Here is an 18510-nt window from a genome sequence, read left to right on the forward strand (position 1 = left end):
GGCGGCTTACCCCAGGTTCAGTGGCGTGGAACGCTGACGCACCCCGGTCAGGCTGAACAGCGCATTGGCAATCGCCGGAACCACCGACGGACTGCCCAGCTCTCCGACCCCGCCCGGTTTGTCCGGCTGGCCATCGAGAACGAGGATGTCCACGGGCGGCATGTCGGACATGCGCGTGACGCGATAGTCGTGGAAATTGCTCTGCACCACCCTGCCCTGCTGAATGTCGAGACGGTCGAACAGCGCATGGCCTAGGCCCCACATCAGCCCGCCGTAAATCTGCTCTTCGACCCCGCCCGGCGACACCGCCAGACCGCAGTCGACCACACAGGTCAGCTTCTCGACCCGGGCCTTGCCGTCTACCTTCGCGACCCGCGCCACCACGGCGATAAAACTGGTGTAGCCCTGATTGGTGGCAATCCCCAGCGCCGTGTCCGGCGGCAGTTTCTGGCCCCAACCGGCGCGTTCGGCTGCCTGTTTCAACACCGCGACATGCCGTGGCCGTTCCTGCATATTGGCCAGCCGGAACGCCAGCGGATCTTCACCGGCCGCATGGGCCAGTTCATCCATAAAACTTTCCACGGCGAACACGTTGGGAATGAAGCTCACCGAGCGATACCAGCCGCTGGGCACGTTGCTTTCGTGTTTGACCCAGTTCAGCTCCAGGTGCGGCGGACGATAGGCGAAGTCCCACGTGGTGATCGCTTCGGTGGTGCTGTAATCCATGTGATCCGGGCGCTCGAAATAGCCCGGCTCCCACTGTTCCGGCGAGGCCGGCGACACTGCATGCAGTTGCAGCGCGGTGAGTTTGCCCTGGGCATCCAGCGCGCCTTTTGCCCGGTGCAAGGTCGCCGGGTGATTGAACAGCGCGTGCATTTCGTCTTCGCGGCTGTTGAGCAGTTTCACCGGCACGCCGGTCTGCTGCGCCAGATACGCGACTTCAAACAACCAGTATTTGGCTTCCCGCGCACCGAAGCTGCCGCCAGATACCAACTCATGGATGGTGACCTTGTCCTTGCCGATGCCGCACACGGTCTGCGCCGCTTCCAGCGCCGACGACGGCACCTGCACGCCGCCCCAATAGCTGATCGCCTTGTCCTTGACCTGCGCGGTGATGCAGATCGGTTCCAGCGGGTTTTGCACCTTGTAGGGCATGGTGTAATCGGCTTCGAGCAGCTTCGCCGCGCCCGGCCATTGTCCGGCGACATCGCCCTGGGCCATGGCTTTGACGGTTTGCGTTGCCGGGTCGCTGATCGCTGCGAGCTGTGCCTTGGGCAGCTCGGCGCTGTCGAAACTGGCCAGCGGCGAGTCGCTCCATTTGATCTCCAGCAACTTGCGTCCCTGCTGAGCGGCCCAGAACGTTTCGGCCAGCACCGCGACGCCTTCGAGGTTGCCGCCGAGCACGTCCGGCCGCCCCGGAACCGCGATCACCTTGCGCACACCCGGCACCTGCAACGCGGCTGCCGAATCCACCGCGACAACCTTGGCGCCCACTACCGGCGCACGCTGGATCACCGCCACCAGCATCCCCGGCAACTGCACGTCGATGCTGTATTTGAAGCGCCCGCACACCTTGGCCGCCGCATCGCGTTTGTGGCGCAACTTGCCGATGTATTTGAACTGCGCCGGATCTTTCAGCGCGACATTGGCCGGTGCCGGCAGATGCGCCGCCGCGCCGGCCAGTTCGCCATAGCCGAGGCTGCGTTTGCTCGAGGCATGCACGACCCGGCCTTCTTCGGTGGAGCAGCTCTCGGGGCTGACTTTCCACTGCTGCGCCGCCGCACTGATCAGCAGCGCCCGCGCCGTGGCGCCGGCCATGCGCAGGCGATCGTACTCCAGCGACACACTGGTGCTGCCGCCGGTGGAGAAGACTTTCCAGACCGGATGAATATAGGTTTCGAAGAACGGATCTTCCGGGGTGATGACCTGCACGGTCATCGGGTTCACATCCAGCTCCTCGGCCACGCACGCGGCCAGTGCGGTCTGGGTTCCGGTGCCGGAATCGTGCTTGTGCACCACCAGTTTTACCGTGCCGTCGGGCAGCACTCGCACCCAGGCGTTGGGTTCGAATTCGGTAGCCGTGGTTTTCGGGTCAGCCGTCGCACCGGTTGGCAGATACAGCGCAATCGCCAGACCGGACGCCACCGTCACCGTCTGCTTTAGAAACACCCGGCGCGACCGTTCGAAACCGGCATTTTCGACGAGGCTCATCACGCCTCCTTCGGCGCATTCGCCGCACGTTTGATCGCCTTGTTGATCCGCCCGTAAGTGCCGCAACGGCAGATATTTCCGGACATGGCGTTGCGGATCGAGTCGTCGTTGACCGGCGCCCCGGTGTTGAGCAGCGCGGCGGCGGACATGATCTGCCCGGATTGACAGTAGCCGCATTGCGGCACATCTTCGGCGACCCAGGCCAGTTGCAGCGGATGGCTTTCGTTGGGCGACAGGCCCTCGATGGTGGTGATGCTGTGGCCCGCGACGGCGGCCAGCGGCAACTGGCAGGAACGCACCGCGACGCCGTTCAGGTGCACGGTGCAGGCACCGCAAAGGCCCATGCCGCAGCCGAATTTGGTGCCGGTGAGTTTCAACTGATCACGCAACACCCATAACAAGGGCATGGAGGGGGACGCTTCATCCAGCTCGCGTCGTTCGCCGTTAACCGTGAATGCAATCATTGTCAGGCTCCAAAAGAGCGGCCCGTCTTTGTGCGGGCCTGGTCATCGATTATTGGAAGCCCGGGCAACACGCGGCCAGCGACGATTTCTGCCAACCGGTGTAAGCAGGACTAACAACATGTACAAGCGATACCCGTCGGTGCAGTCCATGAGCGCGTTCATCCACGCGGCGCGCAGCGGCAGTTTTTCCAGCGCCGCGCGCAAGCTCGACCTGACCCACAGCGCAATCAGCCAGCAGATCCGCGCCCTTGAAGAATTCATCGGCCAGCCGCTGTTCGTGCGCGAGGGCGGCGGCAGCAACCTGACCGATGCCGGGCAGTTGTTTGCCAGCGTGCTGTCGGATGGGCTGGCGCAGATAGACCGGGCGTTGTCTTCGGTGAAAAACCGCAGCGTGGCCCAGCGTCTGACTCTCGACGTCGACAGCGAACTGGCCCAGAGCTGGCTCAATCCGCGCCTGCCGCAATTGCTCGACGGTTTGCCGGATTACGAAGTGACGATCCTGTCGATGCCGCGCAGCGATCGCAGCACGTTCGAGCGGGTGGACCTGTCGCTGCGCTATGGCTACGGCGATTGGGATGATTGCGAGATGACCCAGATTTGTGGGGATCGGGTGTTGGCGGTGGCGTCTCCGGCGCTGCTGGAGCGGCATGGTTTGCAGCTGCCGTTGAGCCCGGCGCAGATTCTTGAATTACCGCTGTTGGGGTACACGCGACGGTCGTGGATTCCGTGGCTGGATGCAGCCGGGATGACGCCGACGGAGCCGCCGGCGCGGGTGGTTTTCGATAATGCGGCGAATCTGATTGCGGCTGCGGAGGCTGGCGTTGGCGCCGGGCTGGTGCGCGGATTATTGGCTGCCGATGCGTTGCGCAGCGGGCGGCTGGTGGCGTTGAACGAGGCGCAGATTGCGGCGCATTACAACCTGTATGCGGTGTGGCCGCAGGGGCAGGCTGAGCGGGTGGGGCCTGTTGTTGATGCGGTTCGGGAGTTGGTATTGGGTACGCTTGAGAACGCGGCCCTCACCCCAGCCCTCTCCCAGAGGTAGAGGGGACCGAATGGGGAATATTGACGAATTACGCCGACATGAAAGTCTTGCTGTGAATCCATAAACGACTGGATCTTTCAGGTCGATGTAAACCGCAAGCCCCCCCCGTAGGCCCCCTCTCCCTCCGGGAGAGGGCTGGGGTGAGGGCACGGCTCTTGATCCAAGACCCATATCCCAGAAGTATCACCACCCCACCCAATTAATATTGTACGAACCCTCCCCCGCCTTCCAATACTCGCCTCAAGCAACCACCCACCCGGGCCGGATGCGAACAGGCGAGGGAATGCGCGAGTGCTGCGCATAGAAACGGCCGATTGCCCGGGACGTGGATGCTGTGAGCCGCAAGGCTCCCTTCCCCGCTATCAGGAGATCGACTTCAATGATCATCGATATCAGCTGCTATCCCACCGATCTGGTGGACCTCGCCTGGAGGCATGACGGTGACCCGTTCACCGGCGAGCGTCTGCTGGAGATGATGGATGGCCCGTACATGGTCAACGGCAAGCCTCGCCGCATCGACAAAGCCTTCATCCAGCCACCCCAGGGCAACACCATTTACACCTGGACCGACGGCGAACTGTCGGGCCGCGAATCCATCGACGCCTATATGGCCTACACCCTGAAAATGGTCCAGACCTACCCGGACCGTTTCATCGGCTGCTTCGTCTACAACCCGCGCTGCGGCGTGGAAAACGGCGTCGAGGCGATCGAGCGCTACGTCAAGGAACACGGTTTCAAGATGGTGCAGATGCAGGCCAACATGCACGCCTACCGGCCTGACCGTGCGCTGGACTGGGTGCGCCCGGCCTTCGAGAAATGCGCTGAACTGGGCATTCCGGTCAAGCTGCACACCGGCGACGGGCCCTACAGCATCCCGTCGGAATGGGTGCCGATGATCAAGGAATTCCCCAACGTCGATTTCATCATGGCCCACTTCGGCGTGCAGACCGGCGGCGTCTACGTGTTCGAGCCGATGCAGTGGGCGATGGAGCTGCCCAACGTCTATTGCGAGTCCGGCTGGTGCCTGCAATCGCGGATCGTCGAGTTCGCCAAGGTCCTGCCAACCCACAAGATCCTGTTCGGCACCGACACCCCGCCGAACGAACCGGGCATGTGGCTGCGCCTGCTCGAAGTGCTCTGCCACGAGCCGCCCCAGGGCCTGAACCTCGACGAGGACACCCTCGAAGACTACCTGGGCAACAACACCGCACGGATGATCGGCCTCGAGCCGTCCCCGCCGCCGCGTTCCGTTTCCGAAGCAGAGGCGCAACTCAAGCGCCCCGTCACCACTCAACTGGCCAGGAGCTGAACCGATGATCATCGACACCCATCTGCACCCCACCAACCTGGTCGACGAGGCCTGGCGCCACACCGGCGAACCGTTCACCGGTGAGCGCATGCTCAAGTTGATGGACGGCCCGTACATGATCAACGGCAAGCCGCGCCGGATCGACATGGGTTTCATCCAGCCGCCACCGGGCAACACCGGTTACCGCGACGGCAACCGCCGTGGCCGCGAGGGCGTGCGTGACTACATGTCCTATGTGGCCGAACTGTGCGTGAAGTACCCGGACCGCTTCATCGGCAACTTCAATTTCAACCCGCGCTGGGGACCGGAAAACGGCGCGGCGGAGCTGGAATTTCACATCAAGGAATACGGCTTCAAGATGCTCAAGCTGCACGCCAACATGCACGGCTATCGCCCGGATCGCGCACTCGACTGGCTGCGCCCGGCGATGAAGGTCTGCGCCAAGTACAACATCGTGGTGCTGATCCACACCGGTGACGGTCCGTACACGATTCCGACGATGTTCTACCCGATCATCCGCGAGTTCCCGATGGTCAATTTCATCATCGGCCACTTCGGCATCCAGACCGGTGGCAACTACTCGTTCGAGGCGTTCTGGATGGCGATGGACACGCCGAACGTGTACTGCGAATCCGGCTGGTGCTTCCAGTCGCGGATCGTCGAGTTCGCCAAAGAGCTGCCGCGCAACAAGATCGTGTTCGGCACCGACTCGCCGCCGAACGAACCGGGCATGTGGCTGCGCGAGCTGGAAGTGTTGTGCTCGCCGGCACCCCAGGGCCTGGGGATCGACGAGGATCACCTTGAGGATTACCTGGGCAACAACATCGCCCGGTTGTGCGGGATCGAGCCGACCCCGCCGCCGAAGGATCTGGCCGAGGCGGACATTCGTCTGACCACGACCTACCTCTAAACCCGTACACAGCGACTTTACAGGCGCGAAGATGACCCGGCGTTCGCTCGACCGGCAGGCCAACGGCTTGTCGATCGAACGCCACCCTCACCCCTGCGCGTCTGCTTTTTACGAGGTGAAACCATGACCCGTTCGACGCTCGGCGACTCTCAGGATTTTCACGTATTCATCGACGCCTATCGCCGCCAGTACCCGGACGATGTGCTGACCATCACCCAACCCCTTTCTGCCGATCAGGACGTCACCGCCCTGGTCGATGCCCTCGCCGCCCAGGGCCGCGATCCGCTGCTGATCTGCGAACACGTCGGCAACCTTGGCGTGCCGGTGGCGACCAATCTGTTTGCCTCGCGCCGGAGGATTGCCCGACTGTTCGGCGTCAGCGCCGCGCAATTGCACGAAACCTTCCAGACCCGCGCCAACCAGCCGATCCCGCCACGCTATGTCGAAACCGGCCCGATACTCGATGAAGTCTTTGAAGGCGAAGCGCTGGACCTGGCATTGCTGCCGATGCTCAAGCATTTCGACAGTGATCGCGGCCCGTACATCACCAACGCGATCATCATCGCCGAAGACCCGCTCACCGGCATCGCCAACATGAGCTACCACCGCTCGATGCGCCATGCCCGTCAGGCCCTGGCAACCAGCCTGCACTCGCGCGGACACCTGTGGCGGATGTTGCAGACCGCCCGCGAGCGCGGCGAAGAATTGCGCGTGGCCATGGTGGTCGGCGCGCACCCGCTGTTCATGCTCGCCGCTGCGGCTCGCTTGCCTTACGGCAGCGACGAACGCGCGGTGGCCGGCGGGCTGTTCGGTGCGCCGCTGGAACTGGTCAAGACCCCGCGCTATGGCATCGGCGTGCCGGCTTACGCCGAGTTCGTGCTCGAAGGCGCGATAGACCCGGCGGCCTATGCCGAAGAAGGCCCGTTCGGCGAGTTCAGCGGTTATTCCTCGGACCGTTCGACCAACAACGTGCTGCGCGTCGACACCCTGTTGCGGCGCAAGGACGCCTGGCTGGTGGACGTGATGGGCGGGCGCTATGCCGAACACCTCACCCTGGCGCGGCTGCCCCGTGAAGCGGAAATGAGCGAGAAGCTCAAGGCACGCTTTCCCGCCGTCACCGCCGTGCATTACCCGAATTCCGGCACGCATTTTCACTGTTACGTGGCGCTGGACCAGAGCCGCGACGGCGAGGCCCGGCAGATCATGCTGGCCCTGCTCGGCTGGGACCCGTACCTCAAAACCGTGATCGCGGTGGACAGCGATATCGACCTCACCGACGACAGCCAGGTGCTGTGGGCACTGGCCACGCACTTCCAGCCGCATCTCGACATCTTCACCATCGACGGCTTGCCCGGCAGCCCGCTGGACCCGTCGTCCTCGGTCAATGGCACCACATCGCGCATGGGGCTGGACGCCACGCGCGGTTCGGGGTTCGACGGGATCAAGGCGCAGCTCGATCAGGATGTGCTCGAGCGCGCCCGGCAACTGCTTGAAGGTCTGTCATCGTGAACCGCCAGCGGATGGTGGTCGGCATCAGCGGCGCGTCCGGGTTCATCTACGGCGTGCGCCTGCTGGAGTTGCTGGCCGAGCTGAACATCGAAAGCCACCTGGTCATCAGCCGCGCCGCGCTGCTGACCATGGCCCACGAAACCGACTACAAACTGGCGGACATCACCGCCCTCGCCAGCCATTACCACCGCGCCGATGACGTCGCCGCCGGGATCGCCAGCGGTTCGTTCCGTTGCCTGGGCATGGTGGTTGCGCCCTGCTCGATGCGCACCCTGGCGGAGATCGCCACCGGCACGTCATCTGGGCTGATCGGCCGCGCCGCCGACGTCACCCTCAAGGAACGTCGCACCCTGGTGCTGATGGCCCGCGAAACGCCGCTGACCCTCGCCCACCTGCGCAACATGACCGCCGTCACCGAGATGGGCGGGATCATCGCGCCGCCGGTGCCGGCCTTCTACGCCCGCCCCGACAGCCTGGCGCAAATGGTCGACCACAGCCTCGGCCGCGTCCTCGACCTGTTCGGCCTCGATGCCGGCGTCGCCCTGCGATGGCGAGAACACACAGAACCCTGTGGGAGCGAGCTTGCTCGCGATGGCGGTCGATCAGTCGCCATCACCGCTAAATGACACACCGCTATCGCTAGCAAGCTAGCTCCCACAGTAAAGCGTCATCACTCAATTCATCGTGCACCGGTAAACACCAAGGAGCCTCACATGAACACCCCCTTCAACGCCCCGACCCCGAACACCAAAATTCCGGTCACCATCCTCACCGGGTTCCTCGGTGCCGGCAAAACCACCCTGCTCAACTACATCCTCAAGGAGAACCATGGCCGCAAGATCGCGGTGATCGAAAACGAGTTCGGCGAGGTCGGCATCGACGGCGATCTGGTGCTCAGTTCCGAGACCGAAGAAATCTACGAAATGGTCAACGGCTGCGTCTGCTGCACCGCCGAAGTCCGCGAGGATCTGGTGCGCATCGTCCGCGAACTGGTGGCGCGTCCGGTGCGGCTCGACCACATCCTGATCGAGACCAGCGGCCTGGCCGACCCGTACCCGGTGGCCCAGAGCTTCTTCATCAACGACCCGATTGCCGAGGAAGTCGAACTCGACGCCATCGTGACCATGGTCGATGCCAAGCACATCGCCCAGCACCTGGAAGACCTGCAACTGGACGGCGTCGACAATCAGGCGGTGGATCAGATCGTCTGCGCCGACCGCATCGTCATCAACAAGGTCGACCTGGTCAGTGCTGAAGAAGTGGAAACCCTGCGCGGCAAGATCCGTGGATTGAACGCCACGGCGGATCTGGTGACCTCGACCCATGCGCAAATCGACCTGTCGAAAATCCTCGGCATTGGCGCCTTCGAATGCACGCAGAAGCTGATGGAAATCGGTGCCGAACACGACCATCACGCTGACGAGCATCACCACGACCATGACGAGCCGGATCACAAACACGACCCGAGCGTGTCCTCGGTGGGCATCGCCGTGGATGGCGCCGTCAACCTGATGGCGTTCCACCGCTGGATCAGCGAGTTGCGCAGTGCTCAGGCCGACAACCTGTACCGCATGAAAGGCGTGCTGGCGGTGGCCAACGAAGACCAGCGCTACGTGCTGCAAGGCGTGCACAGTCTGGTGGAGTTCCGCGCCTCGACCGCGTGGGGCAGTGAGCCGCGCTCGAGCAAGATCGTGTTCATCGGCCGCGACCTGGATCGGGCGGCGCTGAACCAGGGCTTCGCCGCCTGCCTGGCCGGCTGAAACCCGGCATCGGAGCCGGTGGATGGCGGTTCCGGGCACACAGAACGAATACCCCTCTGTACCGAATAACAACAGCTAGAGGTGATTCCCCATGTCGTCAGCCAGTTCCTCCTCCACCGTCCACCCCGTCGACCGCGTCCTGCCGGTGCGACAGATGCTCACCCTCGGCCTGCAGCACATGGCCGTCTCGTACATCGGCGCCATCGCCGTGCCGTTGATAGTCGCCAGTGCCCTGAAGATGTCCCACGCCGACACGGTGGTGCTGATCAGCACCACGCTGTTCTGCTCCGGGATCGCCACCCTGTTGCAGACCGTCGGTTTCTGGAAGTTCGGCGTGCGCCTGCCGATTCTGCAAGGCGTGGCGTTCAGCAGCGTCGGACCGGTGATCGCCATCGGCAGCAACCCGGAGGTGGGTTTCGCCGGGGTCTGCGGGGCGGTGATCGGTGCGGGGATTTTCACCCTGCTGATGGCGCCGTTTGTGGGCCGCTTGCGACGATACTTTCCGCCGGTGGTGACCGGTTGCATCGTCACGGTGATCGGTTTGCAGTTGTTCCCGATCGCCTATGAATGGGTCGGCGGCGGGCGCAACGCGAGCAATTTCGGCGCCCCGGCGTTTCTTGCCGTGGCGGTGCTGGTGCTGCTGACCATTCTGCTGGTCAACCGTTATGGCAGCCCGTTACTGCGCAACATGGCGGTGTTGGTGGGCATGCTGGTGGGCGCCGGTCTGGCTTACGCTCTGGGCATGGGCAACTTTCACAGCGTCGAGGACGCGCCGTGGCTGACCGTGCCCTACCCGTTCTATTTTGGCCTGCCGACCTTCAGCCTGATTCCCATCGCCACCATGGTCGTCGTGATGATCGTGCAGATGGTCGAGTCCATGGGGCTGTTCGTGGCCATCGGCGACATCGTCGACAAACCGGTGGACGACAAACAAGTGATCAACGGCCTGCGCGCCAATGGCCTGGCCAGCACCATCGCCGGGATGTTCGCCGCGTTCCCTTTCATTGCCTTCATGGAAAACGTCGGGCTGGTGATTTTGACCGGCGTGCGCAGCCGCTGGGTGGTGGCGATCAGCGGTCTGCTGATGTGCTCGATTGCCTTGGTGCCGAAGGCCGGGGCGATCATCGCCTCGATGCCGACCGCCGCGCTGGGTGGTGCCGGCATCGCCATGTTCGGTGTGGTCGCGGCGGCCGGGATCCAGACCCTGGCCAAGGTCGACTACGAGCGCAACCGCTACAACGTGCTGATCGTCGGTTTCACCATCGCCGCCGCCCTGGTGCCGGTGCTCGCCCCGACCCTGTTCAAACAACTGCCCGAGTGGTCACAGCCGTTCCTGCACAGCAGCGTGGTCATCGCCTGCCTGGTGTCGGTGCTGCTCAACGCGGCGCTCAACGGCGTCAGCGTGCCAGAAACCACACCCGGCAAATCCGCCTCGCACATCCTCTGACTGGAGCTGCCCATGACTCGACTTCAAAACATCCTGATCAAAAATCCCGTCGCGGTGATGACCGGCCTGCGCGGCCCCCGGGCCCGGGCCGGCGCCGTGGACATCCGCGTGGTCAACGGCCGCATCGCCGAAATGGCCGCCAACCTTGAGCCGCAACCCGGTGAGCGAGTGATCGACGCGCGCAACTTGGTGGTCTATCCGGGCTGGATCAACACCCACCATCACCTGTTCCAGAACCTGCTCAAAGCCGTGCCCGAAGGCTTGAATCAGGATCTGCAAGGCTGGCTGGCCAGCGTGCCTTACCCGCGCCTGAACCGCTTCACCCCGCAACTGGCACGGATCGCCGCGCGGCTGGGGATGGTCGAGTTGCTGCTGTCCGGCGTCACCACCTGCGCCGATCATCACTACCTCTATCACGCTCACGGCAGCACCGAGACCGGCGACTTGCTGTTCGACCTCGCCGAGGAATTCGGTCTGCGCTTCGTGCTGTGCCGTGGCGGCGCGCTGGAGTCTGCCAGCGCACATCCGGGCTTCTCGAAAACCGCGCTGCAACCGGAGTCCCTGGAACAAATGGTCGGTGATCTCGAACGGCTGAAATCGCGCTACCACCAGGACACTCCGGATGCACTGCGGCGGGTGGTGGTGGCACCGACCACACCGACCTTCTCGCTGCCACCGACGCTGCTGCGTGAACTGGCGCACACCGCCCGAGGCATGGGATTGCGCCTGCATACGCACCTGTCGGAAACCGAGAATTACGTGAATTTCTGCCGCGACAAGTACAACTGCCTGCCGGTGGAGTTCGTCGCCGAACACGAATGGCTCGGCCCGGACGTCTGGTTCGCCCACGCCGTGCACCTGCAACCGGGGGAAATCCGCATGCTCGCCCAGACCGGCACCGGCGTCTCCCACTGCCCGGTCAGCAACGCCCGGCTGGGCAGCGGCGTCGCGCCGATTCCGCAGATGTACGAAGCGGGCGTGCCGATCTCCCTCGGCGTCGACGGTGTGGCCTCCAACGAATCCGGAAGCATGGTCGGCGAAGCCAACACCGCGTGGCTGATCCACCGCGCCGAACAAGGCGCCTCGGCCACCACCGCCGAAGACGTGATCCACTGGGGCACGGCGGGCGGCGCACAAGTGCTCGGCCTCGGCGCGGTCGGCACGCTGGAAATTGGTCAGGCAGCGGATCTGGTGATCTACAGCATCGACCATCCACGCTTCTACGGTTTCCACGACAGCGCCGTCGCACCGGTCGTCGCGGGCGAACCGATTGCCGTGAAATACAGCCTGGTGGGCGGGCGGATCGTTGTGGATGACGGGGTGATTCCGGGGCTGGATATCGAGCGGATGCGGGCCGAGGCTTGGGAGGGAGTGCAGGCGATGATGAAGGTCGACGATTGATGCATGACCAGTGGAAGCGGCGGTGCGACGATTCGTCTCGTCGGCTTCCACTGGCGGCATTAGCGCCTTCCCGTTTTGTCGACTAACGTTAGTACCTCATCGGATTGAACCCCTGCCAGCTACACCGGGCTCTTGATCAAGGAGAGACTGATGACATCCAACCGCCTCATCGAACAGACCTATCGCACCTGGTCCAGCCCCATCCTGCTGGAGCTGAAAAAGCGCGAGCACCAGATGGCACCGGCCGAGCGTCAGGCGCTTGAAACTGTAATGGTGGAAAGAAGATTGCTGGACGTTGGAAACCCGAATGGCGTTGAACGGCGTAAAGGCGCGGCGAGTAAAACCGACAATCCCGGGTAATCACTTCACCCGCCTGAGTTTGCATTCAGCCCCAGACTCAGTAGCTCCTTGCGCAAGATCGAGGGCTTTAGAATCGCCAAACCAGCCTGCCATTCCATCGGCAGCAAACGACTCAACTTCTGCTGGCTGACCTCAGGTTCGGCCAGCAAACAACTTTTGCATTGGCTGATGCTGATGACGTTCAGCAACCAGTCATCGCCCTGCCCGCCCATCCAGCGGCAAATCTCGCTGCGATGCTTCTCGATCAACGCATCGGCATCCCATACGGTCATTTGCGCGAAAACCTCGGGCAACCGGCTCTCGGGTTTCATGCGTTTGAGATCGGCGGCCAATGCAGCAGACAGGTCTGATTCGATGGCCGCCTGACATTCGAGGAAGTACTGCTCGGGCCAGTCCGCCGTGAGTTTCCCGTGTGGCGCGAGTTCGGCATAGGCCTCGATGTCCGCCGCCGTGGTCATCTGCCCGGTGAAATTCAGCGTGTTGTCCAGAATCGCCGTGGCCAGCAGAGCGGCGCTTTGCTCGCTGATCCTCGGCAGTAAACCTGCGGCTTTCCAGCGCTGGAAAACCTGAGTCGCCGCCGCGCCGATCGGGCGGATATCGGCAGCAGATCCGAGCTTCTGCACCCAGTGACTTTCGAACCCCGGATGATGGTCGATGACTTCCACCACCCGGTCGAGTGCGACCATTGGATCGAAGTGGTGGTAATCGGAGACATCGACCAGCACGAACTCATCGTTGGAGGTCGGGCGGTAATCGTCCAGAACGGCGCCCCAGCCCAGCACGGTGTTCGAGACGCTGGCATTGGGTTTTGCACTGCTGACGGCGCGGGTGGGAATGCCTTGCAGGTTGAGCAGCTCTGCGTAGGCGATGCAGCAGGCACAGGCGTCGATGTCCAGATACGCCGAGCCTGAGGTGATGACTTTGATGGGCGACATTGCGCGTCCCTGACTTCCTTTTCCGGGGCGGCAACGTCGCACGTACAGATGACAGTTTGAAGTCAGGCAGCGCGTTGCCCACCCGCCACCGCTGCCGAAGCCGCCAGCATCGCCCGCAACAACACCGCACAACCCGCCGCCAGATCGTCCGGCGCGGCGTTTTCGATTTCGTTGTGGCTGATGCCGCCCTCGCACGGCACGAAGATCATCCCGGCCGGGCCGAGTTCGGCGAGGAAAATCGCGTCGTGACCGGCGCCGCTGACGATGTCCATGTGCGACAGGCCCAGACCTTTGGCGGCGCCGCGCACGGCTTCGACACAGCCTTTTTCGAAGTACAGCGGCGGGAAGTCGGCGGTCGGGGTCAGCTCGTAGGTCAGGCCGTGTTCTTCGCAGGTGGTTTCGATAACCTGTTTGACCTCGGCAATCATCGAGTCCAGACGTGCCGGTTCCAGATGCCGGAAGTCGAGGGTCATGCGCACCTCACCGGGAATGACGTTGCGCGAACCCGGATAGGCCTGCAGGCAACCGACCGTACCGCAGGCGTGGGGTTGGTGTCCGAGGGCGGCTCGGTTGACTGCGCCGACGATCACCGAGGCGCCGACCAAGGCGTCCTTGCGCAGGTGCATCGGGGTCGGGCCGGCGTGGGCTTCGACGCCGCGCAGTTTCAGGTCGAACCACTTTTGCCCCAGTGCGCCGAGCACTACGCCGATGGTTTTCTGTTCGTCCTCCAGGATCGGGCCCTGTTCAATGTGTGCTTCGAAGTAGGCGCCGACCTTGTGCCCGCTGACCTTACGTGGTCCGGCGTAGCCGATGGCATTCAGCGCTTCGCCGACCGTTACACCGTCGGCATCGACCTTGGCCAGGGTTTCTTCGAGGGTGAATTTTTCGGCGAACACGCCGGAGCCCATCATGCACGGGGCGAAGCGCGAGCCCTCTTCGTTGGTCCAGACCACCACTTCCAGCGGCGCCTCGGTTTCCACGCCCAGGTCGTTGAGGGTGCGCAGCACTTCGACCCCGGCCAGCACGCCGAAGCAACCGTCGAACTTGCCGCCGGTGGGCTGGGTGTCGATGTGGCTGCCGGTCATTACCGGCGGCAGGTTCGGGTTGCGGCCGGGGCGGCGGGCGAAGATGTTGCCGACCTCATCGACCGAGACGCTGCAACCGGCGTCCTTGCACCACTGCACGAAAACATCGCGGGCCTGGCGGTCGAGGTCGGTCAGGGCCAGACGGCAGACCCCGCCCTTGACCGTGGCGCCGAGCTTGGCCAGTTCCATGAGCGACGCCCACAAGCGGTCGCGGTTGATGTGCTGATGGGTCGATTGCAGAACGTCTACGGCTGCGTTCATGGGGATCTCCTCAGGCAGTTCTTATGGATATTGCTGCGGTGACTGCCCGGCCGCCATCGCGAGCAAGCTCGCTCCCACATTTGAAATGCACCCTCCTGTGGGAGCGAGCTTGCTCGCGAAGAGGCCAGTTATCACACCGGTGATTTCACGACAGAAGGCTGTGCCCGCATCGCGCACAACCCGTAATAGATCAACCCGCCCAGCGCCGAGCCGGTGAACCAGCCGTAGCTGTAGAACCAGCTGAACGCGCTGCTGCCCAGTGACAGCAAAGTCAGCACCACCGGCACGCCGAACGCGATGAATCCGTACCAGTTCCACGCCGGGTACACGTCATCGCGGTAGAGGCCGGCCAGGTCCAGTTGCTGTTTCTTGATCAGGAAATAGTCCACCACCATGATCCCGGCAATCGGCCCGAGCAGGCTGGAATAACCCAGCAGCCAGTTCGAATACACGGTTTCCAGGCTGAGGTCGGAGACGATCCATCCGAGCTTTTTCAGCAACTCATGGCCCATCAATGCCAGGCCGACGATCCCGGTGAGGATCACAGCCTTGGTGCGGTTGATGACCTTGGGCGCGATGTTCTGGAAGTCGTTGGTCGGCGAAACGATGTTGGCGGCGGTGTTGGTCGACAGCGTGGCAATGATGATCAGCGCCATGGCTACTGCGACCCACACCGGGCTCTGGATGTGGCCGATCAAAGTCACCGGATCGGAAACGCTGACACCCACCAGTTTCACTGACGCGGCGGTCATCACCACGCCCAGCGCGGCGAACAGGAACATGGTCAGCGGCAGGCCGAAAATCTGCCCGAGGATCTGATCCTTCTGGCTGCGGGCATAACGGCTGAAGTCGGGAATGTTCAGCGACAACGTGGCCCAGAAACCGACCATCGCCGTCAGCCCGGCGGCGAAGTAACTGACCACGCTCGCGCCTTCGGGACGCTTCGGCGGAATCGCCAGCAGTTCGGTCATCGACACATTCGGCATGGCCCACACCAACAACCCGATGCCGACCGCCACAAGCAGCGGCGCCGAGAGCGTTTCCAGCCATTTGATCGACTCGGCGCCACGGATCACCACCCACAGGTTCAGCGTCCAGAAAATCATGAAACCGATCACCTCCCCCGTGCCGCCGAGGGATTTCCAGCCCTCGAAAATCGAGCCGAGAAACAGGTGAATCGCCAGCCCGCCGAACATGGTCTGGATGCCGAACCAGCCGCAGGCCACCAGCGCCCGGATCAGGCACGGCACGTTGGAGCCGAGAATTCCGAAGGACGAGCGCAGCAGCACCGGAAACGGAATGCCGTATTTGGTGCCGGGAAACGCATTCAGCGTCAGAGGGATGAGGACGATGATGTTGGCGAACAGAATCGCCAGCAGCGCCTCGCCGACAGTCAAACCGAAATACGCAGTGAGCACGCCGCCCAGGGTGTAGGTCGGCACGCAGATCGACATGCCGACCCACAGCGCGGTGATGTGCCATTTGTTCCAGGTTCGTTCGCGCACCTTGGTCGGTGCCATGTCGTGGTTGTAACGGGGACTGTCGAGGACGTCGCTGCCGGCTTCGAGTTCGAACAAGCCGTCGCGCTCGGTCACTTGCGATCTGTTCTGTTGCATGGCCGCTCCACTGTTTCTTCTGATTATTTTTGCTCATCAGGCGGCTGCACACGCAGGTGCGAGCCGGACGATGGCCGGAGGAACTGACAACCTTCATGCACCGGCCATGGTGTCAGCGGCGGCATCAATAAACGTGCCGGGTGCCCCGCTTACGCATCGGGCCGTGCTTTCAACTTTGCGTAACCAACTGATGTTTATCAGTTTTAATTATTCACCTTATGAGGCCGCGAAAACTTGACTGAACACTCAGGCTAAATGCCAGGCAAGTTGTCCGAACTGTCAGGACTCAATCTGGTGCACTGCACTTTTTTCATCGTGGGCGCTCAGCCGCAGCTCAACTTCAAGCGGCTGATTTCACATAGGAAATCTTGCTCATATTTCCAACCTGTCAAGTGCGTCAAAATGGTGAAGTGCCTCACCATTTTGGTGATTTATGATTTTTATCGTTATTTATCAGTTATTTAAAACAGTCATATACTTATAAAAAATAATCTTGATCAATTACAGAACTGCGACTAGCGTCTATTCCTGACAGTGCTGACAAGATTACGCATTTGGCGCTGCAAACAATAAAACACTAGAACCGGCACAAGTCGGTCATGCCTGCGAGGAACTCGGAATGTCTCTGTTGATCCGTGGCGCCACCGTTGTTACCCATGATGAAAGTTACCGCGCCGATGTCTATTGCGCTGACGGCGTGATCAAAGCCATTGGTGAAAACCTGGATGTTCCCGCCGGCTCCGAAGTGCTCGACGGCAGCGGCCAATACCTGATGCCCGGCGGCATCGATCCGCACACCCACATGCAACTCCCGTTCATGGGCACCGTGGCCAGCGAAGACTTCTACAGCGGCACCGCCGCAGGCCTGGCCGGCGGCACCACGTCGATCATCGATTTCGTGATTCCCAATCCGCAGCAGTCGCTGCTCGAAGCGTTTCACCAGTGGCGCGGCTGGGCGGAGAAGTCGGCGTCGGACTATGGCTTCCACGTCGCGATCACCTGGTGGAGCGAGCAGGTGCGCGAGGAAATGGCCGAACTGGTCAGTCATCACGGGATCAACAGCTTCAAGCATTTCATGGCCTACAAGAACGCGATCATGGCCGCCGACGACACGCTGGTGGCGAGCTTCGAACGCTGCCTGGAGCTCGGCGCGGTACCGACCGTGCACGCAGAAAACGGCGAACTGGTCTATCACCTGCAACGCAAGTTGATGGCCCAGGGCATCACCGGGCCGGAAGCGCATCCGCTGTCGCGGCCCTCGCAGGTCGAAGGCGAAGCCGCGAGCCGGGCGATCCGTATCGCTGAAACCATCGGCACGCCGCTGTACCTGGTGCACGTCTCGACCAAGGAAGCCCTCGACGAAATCACCTACGCCCGCAGCAAGGGCCAACCGGTCTACGGCGAAGTGCTGGCCGGGCATCTGCTGCTGGACGACAGCGTCTACCAGCACCCTGACTGGCAGACCGCCGCCGGCTACGTGATGAGCCCGCCGTTCCGTCCGCGCGGGCATCAGGAGGCGCTGTGGCATGGTCTGCAGAGCGGCAATCTGCACACCACCGCCACTGACCATTGCTGCTTCTGCGCCGAGCAGAAAGCCGCCGGGCGCGATGACTTCAGCAAGATCCCCAACGGCACCGCCGGCATTGAAGACCGCATGGCAGTGCTGTGGGATGAAGGGGTCAACACCGGGCGGTTGTCGATGCAGGACTTCGTCGCCCTCACCTCCACCCACACCGCCAAGATCTTCAATCTCTATCCGCGCAAAGGCGCGATCCGCGTCGGTGCCGATGCCGATCTGGTGCTGTGGGACCCGCAAGGCACCCGCACCATCTCCGCCAAGACCCACCATCAGCAGGTGGACTTCAACATCTTCGAAGGCAAGACCGTGCGCGGTGTGCCGAGCCATACCGTCAGCCAGGGGAAAGTGGTCTGGGCCGACGGCGACCTGCGCGCCGAGCGTGGGGCGGGCCGGTATATCGAACGGCCGGCGTATCCGGCGGTGTTTGATTTGCTGAGCAAGCGGGCTGAGCTGCACAGGCCGGTTGCGGTTAAACGCTGAAATCCAGGCCTTCGGCCTTCGCGAGCAAGCCCGCTCCCACAGGGGAAATGCATTCCAAGTGTGGGAGCGGGCTTGCTCGCGAAGGGGCCGAACAGACAACACAAAAAACCACTGCCCGACAGAGGCAGAAAACCTCAAATA

Annotated in this window: 16 protein-coding genes; 11 read left to right on the forward strand and 5 right to left on the reverse strand. The window is 62.7% G+C overall.

Annotation, left to right across the window (positions count from 1 at the left end; all coding sequences use genetic code 11):
* Nucleotides 1-6: 6 nt before the first annotated feature.
* A complete protein-coding gene (locus CAG02_RS24590) occupies nt 7-2211 on the reverse strand; it encodes a xanthine dehydrogenase family protein molybdopterin-binding subunit (RefSeq protein WP_085711503.1) in 2205 nt (734 codons plus the stop codon).
* Nucleotides 2211-2675, reverse strand: a complete 465-nt coding sequence (locus tag CAG02_RS24595; RefSeq protein WP_085711504.1) for a (2Fe-2S)-binding protein — start codon at nt 2673-2675, stop codon at nt 2211-2213. Before CAG02_RS24595 ends, CAG02_RS24590 begins: the two co-directional genes overlap by 1 nt.
* A gap of 118 nt (nt 2676-2793) precedes the next feature.
* On the opposite strand from CAG02_RS24595, the gene CAG02_RS24600 reads away from it, so the two are divergent.
* The 9 genes from CAG02_RS24600 (at nt 2794) to CAG02_RS24640 (ending at nt 12413) form a co-directional block, all read left to right on the forward strand.
* Entirely contained in the window at nt 2794-3717 is a 924-nt protein-coding gene (locus CAG02_RS24600) for a LysR substrate-binding domain-containing protein (RefSeq protein WP_085711505.1), read from the forward strand.
* Nucleotides 3718-4096: 379 nt separating this feature from the next.
* The gene (locus CAG02_RS24605; RefSeq protein ID WP_007952852.1) at nt 4097-5026 is read left to right on the forward strand and encodes an amidohydrolase family protein; all 930 of its coding nucleotides are present in this window, start codon (nt 4097-4099) and stop codon (nt 5024-5026) included.
* Between the two features lie 4 nt (nt 5027-5030).
* On the forward strand, nt 5031-5936 hold the full coding sequence (locus CAG02_RS24610; protein ID WP_007952854.1) for an amidohydrolase family protein: 906 nt from the start codon (nt 5031-5033) through the stop codon (nt 5934-5936).
* 123 nt (nt 5937-6059) lie between these two features.
* Complete coding sequence (locus tag CAG02_RS24615) at nt 6060-7445, forward strand: UbiD family decarboxylase (protein WP_085711506.1); 1386 nt, start codon at nt 6060-6062, stop codon at nt 7443-7445.
* Between the two features lie 11 nt (nt 7446-7456).
* A complete protein-coding gene (locus tag CAG02_RS24620; protein WP_170931643.1) occupies nt 7457-8071 on the forward strand; it encodes a UbiX family flavin prenyltransferase in 615 nt (204 codons plus the stop codon).
* An 87-nt stretch (nt 8072-8158) separates the two neighbouring features.
* Entirely contained in the window at nt 8159-9205 is a 1047-nt protein-coding gene (locus CAG02_RS24625) for a GTP-binding protein (RefSeq protein WP_085711508.1), read from the forward strand.
* 91 nt (nt 9206-9296) lie between these two features.
* Nucleotides 9297-10652, forward strand: coding sequence for a nucleobase:cation symporter-2 family protein (locus tag CAG02_RS24630; protein ID WP_085711509.1), 1356 nt, complete (start codon nt 9297-9299; stop codon nt 10650-10652).
* A gap of 12 nt (nt 10653-10664) precedes the next feature.
* The gene (locus tag CAG02_RS24635) at nt 10665-12053 is read left to right on the forward strand and encodes an amidohydrolase family protein (protein ID WP_085711510.1); all 1389 of its coding nucleotides are present in this window, start codon (nt 10665-10667) and stop codon (nt 12051-12053) included.
* A 150-nt stretch (nt 12054-12203) separates the two neighbouring features.
* Nucleotides 12204-12413 carry a hypothetical protein gene (locus CAG02_RS24640; RefSeq protein WP_085711511.1) on the forward strand — a complete coding sequence of 70 codons (210 nt, stop codon included), beginning with the start codon at nt 12204-12206 and terminating at the stop codon, nt 12411-12413.
* A gap of 5 nt (nt 12414-12418) precedes the next feature.
* Here the strand turns inward: CAG02_RS24640 and CAG02_RS24645 are convergent, their stop codons facing one another.
* The 3 genes from CAG02_RS24645 to CAG02_RS24655 form a co-directional block, all read right to left on the reverse strand.
* Complete coding sequence (locus CAG02_RS24645) at nt 12419-13339, reverse strand: bifunctional oligoribonuclease/PAP phosphatase NrnA (RefSeq protein ID WP_170931644.1); 921 nt, start codon at nt 13337-13339, stop codon at nt 12419-12421.
* Between the two features lie 71 nt (nt 13340-13410).
* Nucleotides 13411-14694 carry a Zn-dependent hydrolase gene (locus tag CAG02_RS24650; protein WP_085711513.1) on the reverse strand — a complete coding sequence of 428 codons (1284 nt, stop codon included), beginning with the start codon at nt 14692-14694 and terminating at the stop codon, nt 13411-13413.
* A 131-nt stretch (nt 14695-14825) separates the two neighbouring features.
* Nucleotides 14826-16310, reverse strand: a complete 1485-nt coding sequence (locus CAG02_RS24655; protein WP_085711514.1) for an NCS1 family nucleobase:cation symporter-1 — start codon at nt 16308-16310, stop codon at nt 14826-14828.
* Between CAG02_RS24655 and CAG02_RS29680 the strand changes: the two genes are divergently transcribed.
* Both CAG02_RS29680 and hydA read left to right on the forward strand, forming a co-directional pair.
* Nucleotides 16309-16548: a hypothetical protein gene (locus tag CAG02_RS29680; protein ID WP_139831895.1), complete on the forward strand. Its 240-nt coding sequence runs from the start codon at nt 16309-16311 to the stop codon at nt 16546-16548. The two genes, CAG02_RS24655 and CAG02_RS29680, sit on opposite strands and share 2 nt — an antisense overlap.
* A 381-nt stretch (nt 16549-16929) precedes the next feature.
* On the forward strand, nt 16930-18369 hold the full coding sequence (gene hydA / locus CAG02_RS24660) for a dihydropyrimidinase (protein WP_085711515.1): 1440 nt from the start codon (nt 16930-16932) through the stop codon (nt 18367-18369).
* Nucleotides 18370-18510: the final 141 nt, after the last annotated feature.

It is taken from the genome of Pseudomonas sp. R43(2017) (assembly GCF_002112345.1).
Taxonomy (GTDB): Bacteria; Pseudomonadota; Gammaproteobacteria; order Pseudomonadales; family Pseudomonadaceae; genus Aquipseudomonas; species Aquipseudomonas kribbensis.